Origin of the sequence: Micromonospora sp. NPDC047527 (assembly GCF_040643015.1) — a bacterium.
In the GTDB taxonomy this organism is placed as follows: Bacteria; Actinomycetota; Actinomycetes; order Mycobacteriales; family Micromonosporaceae; genus Micromonospora.
On sequence record NZ_JBEYTK010000001.1, the window covers coordinates 258358 to 274005 of the forward strand.

A 15648-nucleotide genomic window follows, 5' to 3' on the forward strand; every position below is an offset into this window, starting at 1 on the left:
GGTGTGGCCCGACGGCCGCTCACATACTCGAATGCATCGGGCGCGATTCCCGTGTACCGGGTGGTGGATGGAGGACGAGATGCTGGGCAGAAGATCCGTCAGGAGCCCGCGTACCCCCGCCGCGCCGGTGCCGGCGATGCCGTTCGCCGCCGCCGCGGTGGCGCTGCTCGTGCTGACCGGTTGTGGCGGCGAGCCGGTGGACGCGGCCACCCCGGAGCCCGACGGTTCGGCCACCTTCGGTCGGGACCGGGCCGCGCTGGTGCTCACCGCCTTCGACCAGGCCGACTCGGCCGCCTCGGTGGCCGGTGACGTCGAGGCGCTGCGGACCCAGGAGGTGTCGCCCTCGCTGGACCTGAGCATCGCCGCAGTCCGCCGGGCCGCCTACAACCAACGTCCGCAACCGTCTTTTCAGCACATCAACCCGGCGTTCGCGGTGCCGCCCGGCGACCCGGCCTGCTTCCTCGTCACGGCCACCCTCAGGCTGGCCGGCTCGGAGCTGGCGCCCACCGACGTCAGCCAGTTCGTGCTCGGTGCCGACGGCCAGTGGAAGCTCAGCCACAACGTCCAGGTCACCCAACCGTCGCTGGTGGTCGCCCGGAGCATCGACGGCCGGCCGGCCACGGAGGGCGGCACCGCCCTGGACGAGACCAGCCGGCGGGCACTCGCCGCCGAGGTGTTCGCCCGCAGCATCGGGTCCACGACGAGCAATCGGTCCCTCGTCGCGTCGAGCCCGCTGCTCGACGGCCAGTTCGCCGGCGGTTGGGAGGTCTACGGGCAGCAGCTCGCCGGCGTCGGCGCGGCGGTGCAGCGGACGATGGACCGCGCGGAGTGGTCGGACTGCGCGGTCGCGGTGCCGACCGGCACGCTGACCTTCCTGACGATCCACGCCACCGACACGCTGCGCCCGGCGCCCGGCGGCCCGGCCACCGTCCGGATGGTGCCGCAGAGCCCGGATCTGATCGCCACCGGTCACCGCGAGGACGTCAGCGGAAAGTCCATCCGGGTCACGCGGGTGGAGACCTTCCTGCTGCTCGTACCGGCGCAGGCCACCGGCACATCGGTGCTGGGGCTCAACGACACCGCGCTGACTGTCACCGCCAGCTGACCGGGCCGGAGGCGGCCGACGGCAGAAACCGGTGGCATCACTCGGGATCGGACGCTGCGGACCGCGACGATGGCAGCAGCGGTGATCGCCGGCGGAGCTGGCGGTCCAGCAGGCTCGGGAGGAACCATGTGGCGTCCGCGTTTCCGATCGGACTACGTACCGGTGCGGCTGCCCGACGGTCCGCTCGTGGTGCTGGGGGAGACCCGCAGCCTGCTCGTCGACGATCCGGTCGCCGCGGACCTGGCCGACCAGCTCGACGGCGCCGCGCCGCTGGCCGACGTGGTGGCCCGGCTGGCCACCCGGCACCCGGTCGCCGCCGTCGCAGCCGCCCTCGCCCGGCTGCGCGACCACGGCCTGCTGGTGTCCGGTCCGGCGCACACCTCGCCGGCCGAGGCCGCCGGCTGGGACGCCCGGGGTGTTCCGCCGGAGGCCGGGCAACGGTGGATGGCCGGAGGCCCGGTCACCATCGTGGACCTCGGCGCGCCCCGGGTGGCCGAGACCGCCGACGCGCTGCGGGCACTCGGGCTCGCCGTGACGGTGGTCGGGCCGGCGGGACCGGACCCCGACCCAGGCACCGCCCAGGTGCTGGTGCTGCCGTCGTCGATGCTCGACCCCCGGCTGGCCCTGATCAACGATCGTCACCTGGCGGCCGGCCGCGCGTGGACCCTGGCCCGGCCGCACGGCAACGTCGTCTTCCTCGGCCCGCACCTGGTGCCCGGCCGCACCGGCTGCTGGGTCTGCCTGCGGCAACGCTGGCAGGAGAACGAGCAGGTGAACGCCTTTCTCGGCGGGCAGGACCTGGCCGGTCCGCTGCCGCAGCCCGGCCGGGCGGTCCTGCCCGGACTGGCCACCATGGCAGCGGGACTGCTCGCCGCCGAACTCGCCGTGCTCGCCGTACGGGGAACGTCGCCCCGACTCACCGGCCGGATGGTCGCCCTGGACACCCGGGACCTGAGCACGGAGAGCCACCAGCTGGTACGCCAGCCGCAGTGCCCCGCCTGCGGCGACCCGGACCTCGTCGGCAAGGCCGAGCCCCGGATCGACCTGCCACCGAGCGGCGCCCAGCCCAGCCGGGCCGAGGACTCCCGCACCCGGGAGCCCGCCGAGGCGTACGCCGCGCTCGCCCACCACGTCAGCCGGTACCTGGGTGTGGTGAGCCGGCTGACCCCGCTGGAGGCGACCGACAACGGCGTCACCCACACGTACTCGGCCGGGCACAACTTCGCCCAGCCCCGCCAGCTCGCCGCTCTGCGCCGCAACCTGCGTGGGCAGAGCGGCGGCAAGGGCCGGACCGACCTGCACGCCCGGATGAGCGCGATCGGGGAGGCGGTGGAGCGCTACTGCGGGGTGTGGCGCGGCGACCGCCCGGTGCACCGGGCGACCTACCAGCAGCTCGGCCCGGACCGCGCGGTGCACCTGCGGGAGTTGCTGCTGTTCTCGAAACGCCAGTACGCCGACCGGGAACGGCTCAACCGCGACTTGGGCCACCTGCACCGCGTTCCCCGCCCGCTGCCGGACGACGTGGAGCTGGACTGGACCACGGGCTGGTCGCTGACCCGCCAGACAGCGCGCGAGTTGCCCGCCGCGCACTGCTGGTACGGGCATCCGGAGCTGGCCGGGCTCGGGGTGTGCTCGGCCGACTCGAACGGCTGCGCGGCCGGCGGCAACCTGTCCGAGGCGATCCTGCAGGGCTTCTGCGAACTCGTGGAGCGCGACAGCGTGGCCCTGTGGTGGTACCACCGCTCCCGGATGCCCGGGGTGGACCTCGCCTCGTTCGGTGACCCGTGGACCGCCGCCTGCGTCGACCACCACGCCACCGCCCTGGGCCGCGAGCTGTGGGCCCTCGACCTGACCGCCGACCTCGGCGTACCCACGTTCGCCGCGGTGTCCCGGCGGGCCGACGGAGGGCCGGAGGACGTCCTGGTCGGCTTCGGCGCGCACCTGGACGCGCGGGTCGCGCTGACCCGGGCGCTCACCGAGGTGAACCAGTTCCTGCCCGCCGTTCCCGGACCCACCTCCGCGCGCAACCGGTACGGCGTCAACGATCCGGACACCGCGCGCTGGTTCGGCACGGTGCGGGTGGCCGACCAGCCGTGGCTGTCTCCGGACCCCACCCGCGCACCGAGCACCGCCGCGGACCACCCGGCGCTGACCACCGGCGATGTCGGGGACGACGTGCGTCGGTGCGTACGCCGGGCGGAGCGGGCCGGCCTGGAGGTGATCGTCGTCGACCAGTCCCGTCCGGATGTCGACCTGGCGGTGGTGAAGGTCGTCGTGCCGGGCCTGCGGCACTTCTGGCGCCGGCTCGGTCCCGGCCGGCTGTGGGACGTGCCGGCTCGCCTCGGCCGGGGCCCGCTGGCCGCCGACGAGGCGTCGGCCAATCCGCTGAACGTTTTCTTCTAGCGAGAGGTGCGCAGATGACCACCGTGGGGGACCCGGTCGGTCGGCGGTCGTCATGAGCGGCTCCGTCGGCGGTCCGCCGATCCAGGATTCGTACCGACTGCGCCGCGACGCGGAACTGCGGCTCGGCGAGGACGGCTCGCTGACCCTGCGGCAGACCCGCTTCCAGCTCACCCTGGAGCAACCGGGGATGGGCCGGCGGGCGCTGCTGCTGCGGCTCGCCGCCGACTGGGTCAGCGACGTCGAGGTCGGTCGACTGATCAGCGGCCTGGAGGGGGAGAGTCGGGTTCTGCCAGCGCAGTTGCTGCTGCGCAGGCTGCTCGCCCACTCCTGGCTGGAGCGTCGCGTGCAGGTCGACGACCGGGCGCTGCTCGACCTGGTGCCCACCGGCCTGGGTCGGGGCAGTCTGCCGGAGAGCCGCCCGCACACCCCGGGGGCCCGCTACCGGCTCTCCCGCTTCGCCACCCTCCAGCACGAACGGGCCATGCTGGTGGCCGCGTCACCGCTGAGCACCCTCGCCGTCGGCTGCGCCGATCCCGCCCTCGGCGCGGTGCTGGCCGCCGCCGTGCCGGGCGTCGGAGGAGACACGGTGGCCCGCACGCTCGGCGTGCCGCCGGAGGCCGCCGGCCGGGTGCTCGACGAGCTGGCCACCGCTCGGATCCTGGTCACCGACGCCGAGTTCGAGGCGGAGCGCGACGACGCGCCGCTGGCCTACTGGTCGCCGGAGGAACTGCGACTGCACCACCGCTCCCGGGCCGGCCGGCACGCGCTGCCGGTGGGCGGCACCTACCGGATGCGGGAGCGCTTCGCCCCGCAACCGCTGCGCCGCCAGTACGACGGGGGCCGGACGATCGAGCTGCCGCTGCCGGACCTGGCGACGATCGCCAAGGCGGACCCCGCGTTCAGTCAGGTCGTCGCGGACCGGCGCAGCGTACGCGAACACGACGACACCGCGCCGCTGCCCCTGGAGCGGCTGGCGGAGTTCCTGCACCGGTCGCAGCACACCACCGCCGTCGGCGAGGCCGGCGGGCAGGAGGTCGGCCACCGGCCCTACCCGGGCGGCGGCGGGGTCTACGAGCTGGAGATCTACCCGCTGGTCGCGCGCTGCGCCGGGCTCGACCCCGGGCTCTACCACTACGACGCGGTCGGGCACCGGCTGGAGCCGGTCGCCGGCTGGGGAGCCGCCGCCGACCGGCTGCTGGCGTACGCCCGGGCGGCCGGCGCCATGGCCCGGCCGCCGCAGACGGTCCTGGTGGTCACCGCCCGGGTTCAGCGGCTGATGTGGAAGTACGAAGGGATGAGCTACGCCATGATTCTCAAGGACGCGGGTGTGCTGACCCAGCAGATGTATCTCGTCGCCACCGCCATGGGGTTGGCGCCGTGCGCCCTCGGCGCCGGGGACTCCCAGGCCTTCGCCGAGTTGTCCGGGCTCGATCCGCTGGTCGAGCCGAGCGTGGCCGACTTCCTGCTCGGCTCGCGCTGCGCCGCCGGGGCGGGGGGTCAGCCATGAAGTTCCGGCGGCAGGCACTGCGCCAGTTGGAGGCGCCCGAGCAACTGGACCGGGCGGTCCGGCTGACCACCGTGCCGAACTGGCTGGCCACCACGGCGCTGGTCATCGTCGTGGTCGCCGCGGGTGTCTGGTCGGTGCGTACGGTGGTGCCCCGGACCGTCGAGGCGGCCGGGGTGCTGATCCATTCCAACGGGATCTCCGCCCTCGACGCGCTCGACAGCGGTCAGGTCACCAAGGTGTGGGCGTCACCGCACCAGCGGGTGACCAAGGGAACCCCCCTCTACAGCCTCCGCACGATGGACGGCAAGGTGCGGGTGGAGAACGCGCCGGGTGACGCGTACGTCGTGGCCTGGCTGGTCTCGGAGGGCGAGATCGTCACCCCGGGCACGCACCTGGCCGACCTGGAACGACTCGACACCGCCGGGGACGCGTTGCAGGCCGTCGTCTACGCCCCCGCCGTCGCTGCGCCGCTGCTGCAACCCGGCGTACCCGTCGAGGTGGCCGCCGCGGCGGCACCGCGCAACGTGTTCGGCACGCTGGCCGGTCAGGTGACAATGGTCGGCGCCTTCCCGGAGACCGAGGCCTCGTTGCGGGCCTTCCTGGGCACCGGGCCGGACGTCCGGCGGCTGCTCGCCCGCGGCAGCGTGATCCGGGTGACGGTCGCCCTGGAGCCCGACCCGGCCGCCCCGGGTGGCCTGCGCTGGACCAAGTCCCCACCGCCGTTCCAGCTCAACTCGGCCAGCGAGGTCACCGCCTGGTTCACAGTGGACCAGGAGCACCCGATCGACTGGTTGCTGCGGCGATGAGCGCGCCACCGATCCCCGCCGCCGGCACACCGGAGCTGCCCCGGATCCGGCGTCGACGGGTCCGCACACCCACCCTGATCCAGATGGAGGCGGTGGAGTGCGGCGCCGCCGCACTCGGGATCCTGCTCGCCCACCACGGCCGGCACGTGCCCTTGGAGGAGCTGCGCCGGGTGTGCGGAGTGAGCCGGGACGGCTCCACCGCCGCCACCGTGCTCAAGGGCGCCCGCCGGTACGGGATGGTGGCCAAGGGTTTCCAGATGGACCTGACCGGCCTGGCCACCGTGGCGCTGCCGGCGGTGCTGTTCTGGCGGTTCGAGCACTTCGTGGTGCTGGAGGGCCTCGGCCGCAAGGTCTACATCAACGATCCGGCCACCGGCCCTCGCGCGGTGAGCTGGGAGGAGTTCGACGGCGCCTTCACCGGCATCGCGCTCACCATGGAGCCCGGCCCGGAGTTCCGGCCGGGCGGCACCCGCTACCGGATGGTCCGGGCGCTGGCGCAGCGGTGGCGCGGCCCCGGCTCGGCGATCGCGCAGATGCTGCTGCTCGGGCTGCTGATCGCCGTCGTCGGTCTGACCATCCCGGTGATGGCCAAGGTCTTCGTCGACCGGGTGCTGCTGCAGGAGGACCGGGCCGCGTTCGCCGGCCTGGTGGCGGCGGTGGCGGTGGCCACCGTGCTGACCTTCCTGGCCAGTCTGCTCCAGCAACACCTGACGGTACGCGCGGAGACGGCGCTCGCCCTGGCCAGCGCCGCCCGGTTCTTCCGACATCTGCTGCGGCTGCCGCCGACCTTCTTCGACCAGCGGCAGGCCGCCGACCTCAGCCAGCGGGTCCGCGGTAACGAGGTGGTCGCCGAGGTGCTCACCCGCCGGGCGGCCACCACCGTGGTGGACACCGGCCTGGTGCTGGCGTACGGGGTGCTGCTCTGCCAGTACGACCTGCTGCTCGGACTGTGCGCGGTGGTCCTCGCCGGGCTGAACGTCAGCGTGCTGCGCTACGTCGCCTCGACCCGGTCGACCGCCGTCGCCGGGCTCCAGGCGGACCGCAGCAAGTTGGTGACCACCGTGTACACCACGGTCCAGATGATCGAGACGGTGAAGGCCGGTGGCGAGGAGGAGCGCGCCGTGGCCCGGTTCGCGGCGCGCCACGCCACCGTCGCCACCCGTCAGCAGCGGCTGGGGGTGCCCACGGCGGTGCTCTCCGTCCTGCCGGCGTTCCTCGCCTCGGGGACCACCGCGGTGCTGCTGGGGTTGGGCAGCCGGCAGGTCATGGCGGAGGCGATGAGCGTCGGCGTGCTGGTCGGCATGCAGAGCCTGGCCGCCGCGATGAACCGGCCGCTGGGCAGCCTGACCGCGCTGGGCTCGCGGTTGCAGGACATGAGCGCCGACCTCAACCGGCTGCGCGACGTGGAGCAGTATCCGCTGCCGTCGGCCGGGGATCGACCCGCCCGACCGTTGACGCCGATGGAGGGGCACCTGCGCATCGAGGAGGTCACCTTCGGCTACAACCCGCTGGGCCGGCCACTGCTGGAGAACTTCAGCCTGGACCTGCCGCCGGGTGCCCGGGTGGCGCTCGTCGGCCGCTCGGGCAGTGGCAAGTCGACGGTGGGCCGGCTGGTCGCCGGGCTCTACCGTCCGTGGAACGGCCGGGTCACCGTGGACGGCGTCGAACGGCCGGGGGCCGACGACGGGCTCTGGGCGGCCACCGTAGCCATCGTGGACCAGGACCAGCGGCTGTTCGAGGGGACGGTCCGGGACAACGTCACCATGTGGGACCTCACGGTCGCGGACGAGGACGTCGTCACCGCGCTGTCCGACGCGTGCCTCTACGACGAGGTCGCGGCCCGTCCGGGCGGCCTGGCCAGCCCGGTACGGGAGAACGCCCGCAACTTCTCCGGCGGCCAGCGGCAGCGGCTCGAGATCGCCCGCGCGCTCGTCCGCAACCCCCGGGTGCTGGTGCTCGACGAGGCCACCAGCGCGCTGGACGCCGAGACCGAACGCCGGATCGACCTGCACCTGCGCCGGCGGGGGGCGACCTGCCTCATCGTGGCCCACCGCCTGTCCACGGTCCGCGACTGCGACCTGATCGTCGTGCTGGACGGCGGTCGAGAGGTGGAGCGCGGCACCCACGAGCAACTGGTCGCCCGGGACGGGGCGTACGCGCGCCTGGTCCGGGACCACTGACCACGACGATCCGAGGAGACGCTGATGAGCGGCGCGGTGGAGGACCCCCAGGCCGGCGGCCTGATCGGCTTCTGCGCCGACGGCGTACGCCAGGTCTGCCGCCTGGACGGCCCGATGGCCGGCTGGCTGGTGACCGGCGGCGAGGCCGACCTGTTCGCGGTGCGCCGGGCCGGGTTGAGCCCGTCGCGTCGCCACCATGTGGCCCGGCTGCCCGAAGGTGGCCTGGTGCCGACGTCCACCGCGATCGGTGCGTGGCAGTTGATCCTGGTGCCGCTGCCCGGTACGGAGCTGCGCGGGCTGTCCCGGCGTCACCTGTCCCTGCTGGAGCGGCACGTCAGGCTCGGCCGTCCGGCGGACGAGGGGCGGGCGCGGACCGCCGCGAGGGAGCTGGTCGCGGGGGTGGACCTGGTGCTGGTCACCATCGCCGACGCGCTGCGGCGCGGGCAGGCGCCCCGGGAGGCGTCCACGCTGCACGGGCGCGAGATCCTCTCGTTGGCGCAGGGGAGCGCCCTCACCTCCACCGGCGGCGCCTGGTGGCTGCGCAGTGCCGGCGGACAGCTGCGCCGCAACGACGGTGGCCCGGTGGAGATGTCGGGGGAGCGGGAGCTGCTGCTGGTCGCCGAACGGGACTGGGTGGTGGCCGAGTCGCCGTGCGCGGTGGAGAGCCACGGCAGCTGGGACCTGCTGGTCACCGGTGAGCTCCGGTCGGCGGTCGACCAGCACGTGGCCCGCCTGCTGCGGATGGTGGAGACCCGGATCGAGGAGGCCGACGCGGCCCTGCTGAGCGCCGTCGAGCGGCGCCGGCAGATCGACGCCGCGGTGCTGGCCGCGGCGGCCCGCCGGTCGATCGGGGTGATCGGCGCGGGCGGCGCGGTGCCGGTTCCGGACATCGAGGCCGGCTTCGACCGGTACGGGCGGGCGGCCTCGGTGGTCCGGGTGGTCACCGAGGGTATGGGCAGCCCGGTCAACGAGCCGGCGGACCGCAGCCGTGCGCCGCTGGACGACCGGGCGGCGGTGCACGCGGTGTCCCGGGCGTCCAGCCTGTTCCTGCGCGAGGTGCACCTGCCGGACCGGTGGTGGCGGCGGGATCTGGGGCCGCTGGTGGGGTGGCGGACCGGCGATGACCCGGAGCGCGCCGTCGCGGTGCCGCTGCTGTTCCGCCGAGGTCGCTACCACCACGTCGACCCGGACACCCGGGCGTACGGTTCGATCGACGCGACGGTGGCCGCGACGTTCGCCGCCGAGGCGACCCAGGTGCAGGCACCGCTACCGCCGACCGCGCGGATGCGCCACCTGCTGCGGGCCGGGCTTGTCGGTGCGGCCCGCGACGTGCGGGGCCTGCTGTTCGCCGCCGTCTGCGTGGCGCTGCTGGGCCTGGGCGTGCCGCTGGCCACCGGCGCGGTGCTCGGCCAGTTGGCCCGGCAGGGCGAGGTGCACGGCCTGTTCGGCTTCCTCGGGCTGCTGCTCAGCGCCGCGGTGGTCGCAGGGCTGGTCGGTGTGGTGCAGAACCTGCGGCTGCTGCGGCTGGACGGCAGGTTGCAGTCCGGCGCGCAGATGGCGATCTGGGACCGGCTCATGCGGCTGCCGGCCCGGTTCTTCACCGGTCGCAGCAGCGGTGAGATCGCCAACTCGATGTTGGGGATCTCGTTCGTCGGTGAGGCGCTGAGCGCGCTGCTGCCGCAGCTCGTCTCGGCGGGCGCGACAGTCGTGGTGACCCTCGGCATGCTGCTGGTGATCGAGCCCGTGCTCGGGTTGTGGGGGGCGGGGATCGTCGGCGTCACCATGCTGGCCTTCGGCGCGTTCGCCGTACTCATCGTCCGTCAGCAACGGTCCGCGCTGCCGGCCGAGCACCGGGCGGCGGCGATGACCAACCAGTTGCTCGGCGGCATCATCAAGATCAAGGTTGCGGCCGCCGAGGCGCGGGCCCACGCCCGCTGGTCCGAGGTGGCCGCGGTGGCCCGGGCGGCGCTGCAACGGGTCCGGCAGAGCCAGGCGGGCCTGGTCGCCTTCGCCACCGTGCTGCCGGTCGCCGGTCAACTGGTCCTGTTCGCCGTGCTGATGGGGCCGCTCGCCGGCCGGGTCGCGCCGGCCGACTTCTTCGTTCTCAACGTCGGTTTCGCGATGCTGCTCGGCGCGCTGCTGGTGCTGGTGACGGCCGGGGTCGAGGTGATCGCGGCGGTGCCCCGGCTGGGCAGCCTGCGGGACATCCTGCGCGCCGACCCCGAGGCGCGGCCGGACCGGGTGGACCCGGGCGAGTTGCGCGGCGAGGTCGCGCTGCACCGGCTCACCTTCGCCTACCAGCCGGACGAGCCGCCGGTGCTCGTCGACATCGACCTGCACGTCCGACCGGGTGAGTTCGTCGCCATCGTCGGGCCGAGTGGCTGCGGAAAGTCCACGCTGCTCCGGTTGCTGCTCGGCTTCGAACGCCAGCAGCAGGGCGCGGTGCTCTACGACGGCCAGGACCTCTCCGAACTCGACGTGCACGCGGTCCGCCGGCAGTGCGGGGTGGTCCTGCAGGACGGTCAGCTCTTCGCCGGCTCGGTACGGGACAACATCTGCGGCGCCGGCAGCTTCCCGCTGGACCAGGTCTGGGAGGCGGCGCGGATGGCCGGCCTCGCCGACGACCTGGAGGCGCTGCCGATGGGAATGAGCACGATGGTGCCGTTCGGCGGCGGGACGCTCTCCGTCGGGCAGCGCCAGCGCGTGCTGATCGCCCGCGCGCTGGCTCCCCGGCCCCGGATCATCTTCCTCGACGAGGCGACGAGCGCCCTGGACAACCGGACCCAGGAGGTGGTCACCCAAAGCACCGCGGCCCTGGCCGCGACCCGGGTGGTCATCGCCCACCGGCTGTCCACGGTGCGTGCGGCGGACACCATCGTGGTCCTGGAAGCGGGGCGGATCGTCCAGCGGGGCAGCTACGACGAGTTGATGGACCAACCCGAAGGGCTGTTCCACCGACTGGCGCGGCGGCAACTCGTGGAACAGCCGGATCGGTCCGACGCCGAGGTGGCGAGCCGGCAGCCGGACGGGCAACCCGCGACGAGCTGACGGTCCGGTCAGCCGTTGTCGATGGCCGTGCCGTCCTCCAGGCACACGTCGGCGTCGAGGTGGTTCTCCAGCAGTTCGGCGACGTGCGCCTCCGCCTGGTTCTCCACGGCGAGCCGGAACGCCTCGGTGAGCACGTTGACCACACCCTGGGTCAGCAGCAGGGTCTCCCGGTCGAGGTCGGCCCAGGACGACCGGGCGCCGCTGCGCACCAGCTCCGGCGCGAGGGCCAGCAGCCGGGCGGTGACGGCGGCGACCAGTTCGTCGGCTATCGGCCGGAGGCTGTCCAGCACCTCGCTGAGGGTCTGCAGTGCGGGCACCGTGCCCACCCGTACCCGATGCAGGTCCAGGGCGGCGCGCAGCGGGCGTGGCCGGACGGTCCGGACGGTGCCGTCGGCGGCGCGGCCGATCACGCCGTGCCGGGTCAGCGCGTGGGCCAACGCGGGACGGTCGGTGGCCAGGCGTTGCAGCATCGCGGTCAGTCCGTCCGGCGCCTCGTCACTGGCCCGGACCCCGAGCATCGCCTCGATGGAGACCAGGTTGAAGCCCTGCCGTTGCAGGGCGAGGATCGCGTCCAGCCGGCGGACGTGGGAGTCGTCGTAGAGCGCGGCCCGGCCGTGTCGCACTGGCGGGGGCAGCAGCCGCCGGGCCTGGTGTGCGCGGATGTTGCGTGCTGACATCCCGACCTTGCGAGCGAGTTCCTCCACGCTGTACCCGACCGGGCCGCCGGACGTCGTCGTCACCTCGTCGATGGTCACGGTGGCCTCCGGCAGCACTCGGTGACGGAACCTGGCACCCCGTCGAACCGCTGTCACGGTGGGCGGGCCGACGATCGCAGCGTATGTGCGGGCACCGGGCGGGTAACAGGCGAGGAATTACTACTTGTCTATGGCGACAACGGTCATTAGAATCGCGATCCGCCATCGGCTGCTGATTCCCAATTACCCGGCTTTCGCCGCAGCGCGACCTTTTCGCGGCCGCATTCGATGAAATTCCCACTCGTTGGGCAAACCGGATCGGCCGGTGGCCCACGATGAAGCGAAACCGGCGGCCCGGGGAACCTCCCGCGCTGCCTGTCGCCGCCCCGGTGTCGCCGCCGGTGGCCGACCATCGAAGGGAGCAGGGGTATGACGCCTATCGATCGAGCGGTGTTCGTGGCCGCGTACAGCCGACTCGTTGCCGACGTCTGGGCCGACCCGGTCAAGGAGCAGGCGCTCGACCGGGACCCGCGGGGTTTCCTCGCCGGCTACGGCCTTCAACTGCCCGAGGACGTGCAGGTCCGGGTGGTCCGGGACGTCGCCGACGCCGATCCCGACCTTGAGGTGCAGGTCGAGTCGTGGGAGCAGGCGGGGACCACCGGCGCCTTCGTGCTCTTCGTGCCGTCGCTGCTGCCGGTGGCCCAGGCGGAGTTGGCCGAGGACGAGCTGGACAGCGTCGTCGCCGGCCTGGACTCCAGCTGTGCCTGCTGCTGCCCGTGCTGCTGCACCTGACACCGATGTCTGCCGCCCGCCGGCCGCTGCGGCAGAAACTGATGGCAGTCAGAGGAAATCCTTGATTGCCGAACCTCGATCTTTCTAGCGTTCTCCCCACGGCAATTAACCGCTTCTCCGCAGCGATCCCGAGGAAAGGACCGAACGATGAGCAACGACGGACAGGAATATGGCGCGAGGTTCGTCACCAAGTACTCGGAACTGGTCACCGCGGTGTGGCGCAGCGACGAGGAACTGCAACGCCTCCTCGCCGACCCGACCGGGTACGCGACGGCGGCGGGCCTGCCGGTCGCAGCCGGCGCCACGGTCGAGGTCGACCGCGCCCAGCCCGCCACGCTCTACACCAAGGAGGAGATCGTCAACGACTGGGCCGGCACGCCCGGCCGGCACGTGCTGCACGTGCCCGAGGTGCCGCTGGTCGACCTCAACGAGCTGACCGAGGCCGAGCTGGAGACGGTCGCCGGTGGCGTGGCCCCGGTCGCCGACAACAACGTCAACATCATCGCCGTCCTCATCCTCTGAGATTCCCACCCCCCACCGGGAGCCTCGATGACTGACATGACCGAGACCATCGCGTTCCGATCCGGCACCTACCGGACGGCCACCGTGGAGCAGACCTGGGAACGGGTCGGTGGCATGCTCGACCGGTTCCGGATCACCCGGGTCGCCGACATCACCCGGCTCGACGAGATCGGCCTACCGGTGCACGTCGCCTACCGGCCGGTCGGAGCCACCATGGCGGTGAGCGTCGGCACCGGCGCCACGGCGACGCAGTCCCGGGTCAGCGCGGTGATGGAGAGCATCGAGTCCTGGCATGCCGAGAACCTCCGGCCGGGGACCGTCGTCCGGTCCCCGGCCGAGGCGCTCGACCTTCCGTACGACGTCCGGTGGTTGCACCTGGCGGAGCGGTCACCCCTGACCCCTGCCGTCGAGCTCGACTGGGTGGCCGGCCGTGGCCTGGTGACCGGTGCGCGTTACCTGGTGCCCCGCGCCACCATCGAACTCGACTTCACCGTCCGGCGTGGTTGGGACCGCGCCCTGTTCACCCCCAGCAGCAACGGGCTGGCCACCGGGAACACCTTCGCCGAGGCCAGCCTGCACGCCCTGCTGGAGGTCGTCGAGCGCGACTGCATCGCCCCGTACTGCACCTCGCAGTTGGACGAGCGCACCTACACCGACCCGGGCACCGCCACGAACGCGATGACCCGCACCGTGCACGACGCGCTGGTGCGCGCCGGCTGCTGGGTGGAGGTCTGCGACATCACCAACGCGGTGGGCGTGCCCTGCTACGCCGCCTCGATCTGGTCGGAGGACCTGCCGGTCACCTTCGGCGGCTTCGGCTGCCACGTGGACCCGGAGATCGCCGTCGGTCGGGCCATGTCGGAGGCCGCCCAGTCGCGGCTGGTCATGGTCTCCGGGGCGCGGGACGACATCGACGCCACCGCGTACCACGACGTCGGCGCCCCGCCGGTCCCACCTCCCACCGTCGACCGGCCCGTCCGGCCGGTCCGTCGGGACCAACCGCCCGCGGGGGACGTGACCCAGGTGCTGCGCGAGTTGGCGTCGCGGGTGCAGCGGATCACCGGCGTCGAGCCGTTCAGCGTCGACCTGACGCACGACGACATCGGCATTCCGGTGAGCAAGGTGTTCGCCCCCGGCCTGCGGATGTTCGACGAGCGGGCCCTGAGTACCCGACCAGGAGTGCCCCGTGACTGACGTCGTCTTCATCGGTCCGAGCCTGCCGGCCGACGAGGTCGGTCGGCTGTTGCCCGACGCGGTGGTCCTGCCGCCTGTCGCGCACGGCGACCTGCTCCGCCTGGACGTCGCACCCGGCGACCGGGTCCTCGTCGTCGACGGGTTCTTCCTGCAACACCCGCCGGTCCGCCACCGGGAGATCCTCGACCTGCTCGACCGTGGGGTGACCGTGGCCGGCGCCGCCAGCATGGGCGCCCTGCGGGCCGCCGAGTTGTGGCCGTTCGGGATGCGCGGCGTGGGCGAGGTGTTCCAGCTCTACCGCGACGGCATCGTCACCGGCGACGACGAGGTGGCGGTGGTGCACGGGCCCGCCGAGGACGGCCATCGTCCGTTGAGCGAGCCGCTGGTGAACATCCGCGTCGCGCTGCGTCGCGCCGTCGCCGCCGGCGTGCTCAGCGACGCCGAGGCCGCGCTGCTGCTGGACATCGGCCGTGACCTGCCCTTCCGGCGGCGGTCGTACCGCGCGCTGGAGCGCACCGCGCCACCCGAGGCCGCGGCCGTGGTGGACCGGTTCCTGACCTGGCACCGGCGAGATCCCGCCGACGCCAAGAGCGCCGACGCGCGGCTGCTGCTGTCACTCGCGGCGGACGACGCGCCCGAGCTGTGCCCGGCGCACGACGGCGATCAGCCGATCGACAACCTGCACACCCGCTTCCTCGACAGTTGGCGATCGCGGTTCGCCGGGGCGTCGGTCGGCGGGCACTGGGTCAGCGACCGGGAGGCCGCGGCGGTGCTGATGCTGCTGCACCCCGAGGAGCCGACCTGGCACCGACGGGGGGTGCTGGCCGGGCTGGCCGGCGTCGACATCGCCGACCCGACAGTCGAGGAGCGCGCCCGCGAGGTGGCCCGTGAGCGAGGGCTGACCGCCGGGGCGCCGGGCGGGTGGGACTGGCTGACCGACCGGGAACGGAGCCTCGACGACCGCGAGGCGGTGCTGCGGGTGGTGGTGCGGGCGTTCGGCACCACGCCGTACCGCAGCCTGGCGCTGTGGATGGTCGCGGCGCCGCTGCGTACGCCCGCGATGCTCGCCGCAGCCCGGCAGGTCGCGGCGACCGCAGCATCGCTGAACGAGACAGTCGTCCCACGTACGACCGGGCACCGCCGCCCGGGTGGTCGGCTGCACTTCCGTACCGAGGTCATCGACGCGTGCTTCGCCAGGCTGTGGGGCTGCGACGCCGACGGGCTGGAAGCGGCGGCGTGGGACCGGGGCTTCGTCGACCTGGCGGCGTTCCGGTACGCCGCCGAACCGCTTGTGGCATACGTGAAGGCGTTCGGCGCTCCGCGGCTGCCGGAGGTGGCGCGACGCGCGCAGGAGGACACCCTGGCCGGTTCCGTGGCCCGGGTCGGCTGAGGAGGC

The 15648-nt window shown here is 73.4% G+C and carries 11 protein-coding genes; 10 read left to right on the top strand and 1 reads right to left on the bottom strand.

Going from position 1 to position 15648, the window contains the following annotated elements; all coding sequences use genetic code 11:
* The first annotated feature begins 79 nt into the window (after positions 1-79).
* The 6 genes from ABZ808_RS01070 to ABZ808_RS01095 all read left to right on the top strand — a co-directional run bounded on the left by ABZ808_RS01070 (position 80) and on the right by ABZ808_RS01095 (position 11049).
* Positions 80-1105, top strand: a complete 1026-nt coding sequence (locus ABZ808_RS01070) for a hypothetical protein (RefSeq protein WP_356999114.1) — start codon at positions 80-82, stop codon at positions 1103-1105.
* A gap of 126 nt (positions 1106-1231) precedes the next feature.
* Complete coding sequence (locus ABZ808_RS01075; RefSeq protein ID WP_356999116.1) at positions 1232-3508, top strand: TOMM precursor leader peptide-binding protein; 2277 nt, start codon at positions 1232-1234, stop codon at positions 3506-3508.
* A 52-nt stretch (positions 3509-3560) separates the two neighbouring features.
* On the top strand, positions 3561-5015 hold the full coding sequence (locus ABZ808_RS01080; protein ID WP_356999118.1) for a SagB family peptide dehydrogenase: 1455 nt from the start codon (positions 3561-3563) through the stop codon (positions 5013-5015).
* On the top strand, positions 5012-5821 hold the full coding sequence (locus ABZ808_RS01085; RefSeq protein WP_356999121.1) for a hypothetical protein: 810 nt from the start codon (positions 5012-5014) through the stop codon (positions 5819-5821). The genes ABZ808_RS01080 and ABZ808_RS01085 overlap by 4 nt, the downstream gene beginning before the upstream one ends.
* Positions 5818-8001 carry an NHLP family bacteriocin export ABC transporter peptidase/permease/ATPase subunit gene (locus ABZ808_RS01090; RefSeq protein WP_356999123.1) on the top strand — a complete coding sequence of 728 codons (2184 nt, stop codon included), beginning with the start codon at positions 5818-5820 and terminating at the stop codon, positions 7999-8001. Before ABZ808_RS01085 ends, ABZ808_RS01090 begins: the two co-directional genes overlap by 4 nt.
* A 24-nt stretch (positions 8002-8025) precedes the next feature.
* Positions 8026-11049 (top strand): ATP-binding cassette domain-containing protein, encoded by a 3024-nt coding sequence (locus ABZ808_RS01095; RefSeq protein ID WP_356999126.1) that lies wholly within the window; start codon positions 8026-8028, stop codon positions 11047-11049.
* An 8-nt stretch (positions 11050-11057) separates the two neighbouring features.
* Here ABZ808_RS01095 and ABZ808_RS01100 read toward each other — a convergent pair whose 3' ends face one another.
* Positions 11058-11804, bottom strand: coding sequence for a MerR family transcriptional regulator (locus ABZ808_RS01100; protein ID WP_356999129.1), 747 nt, complete (start codon positions 11802-11804; stop codon positions 11058-11060).
* Positions 11805-12173: 369 nt separating this feature from the next.
* On the opposite strand from ABZ808_RS01100, the gene ABZ808_RS01105 reads away from it, so the two are divergent.
* The 4 genes from ABZ808_RS01105 to ABZ808_RS01120 all read left to right on the top strand — a co-directional run bounded on the left by ABZ808_RS01105 (position 12174) and on the right by ABZ808_RS01120 (position 15642).
* Positions 12174-12536: a hypothetical protein gene (locus tag ABZ808_RS01105; RefSeq protein WP_356999132.1), complete on the top strand. Its 363-nt coding sequence runs from the start codon at positions 12174-12176 to the stop codon at positions 12534-12536.
* A 147-nt stretch (positions 12537-12683) separates the two neighbouring features.
* Positions 12684-13058: a hypothetical protein gene (locus tag ABZ808_RS01110; protein ID WP_356999134.1), complete on the top strand. Its 375-nt coding sequence runs from the start codon at positions 12684-12686 to the stop codon at positions 13056-13058.
* Positions 13059-13085: 27 nt separating this feature from the next.
* Entirely contained in the window at positions 13086-14252 is a 1167-nt protein-coding gene (locus ABZ808_RS01115; protein WP_356999136.1) for a YcaO-like family protein, read from the top strand.
* Positions 14245-15642 (top strand): TfuA-like protein, encoded by a 1398-nt coding sequence (locus ABZ808_RS01120; RefSeq protein WP_356999138.1) that lies wholly within the window; start codon positions 14245-14247, stop codon positions 15640-15642. Before ABZ808_RS01115 ends, ABZ808_RS01120 begins: the two co-directional genes overlap by 8 nt.
* Positions 15643-15648: the final 6 nt, after the last annotated feature.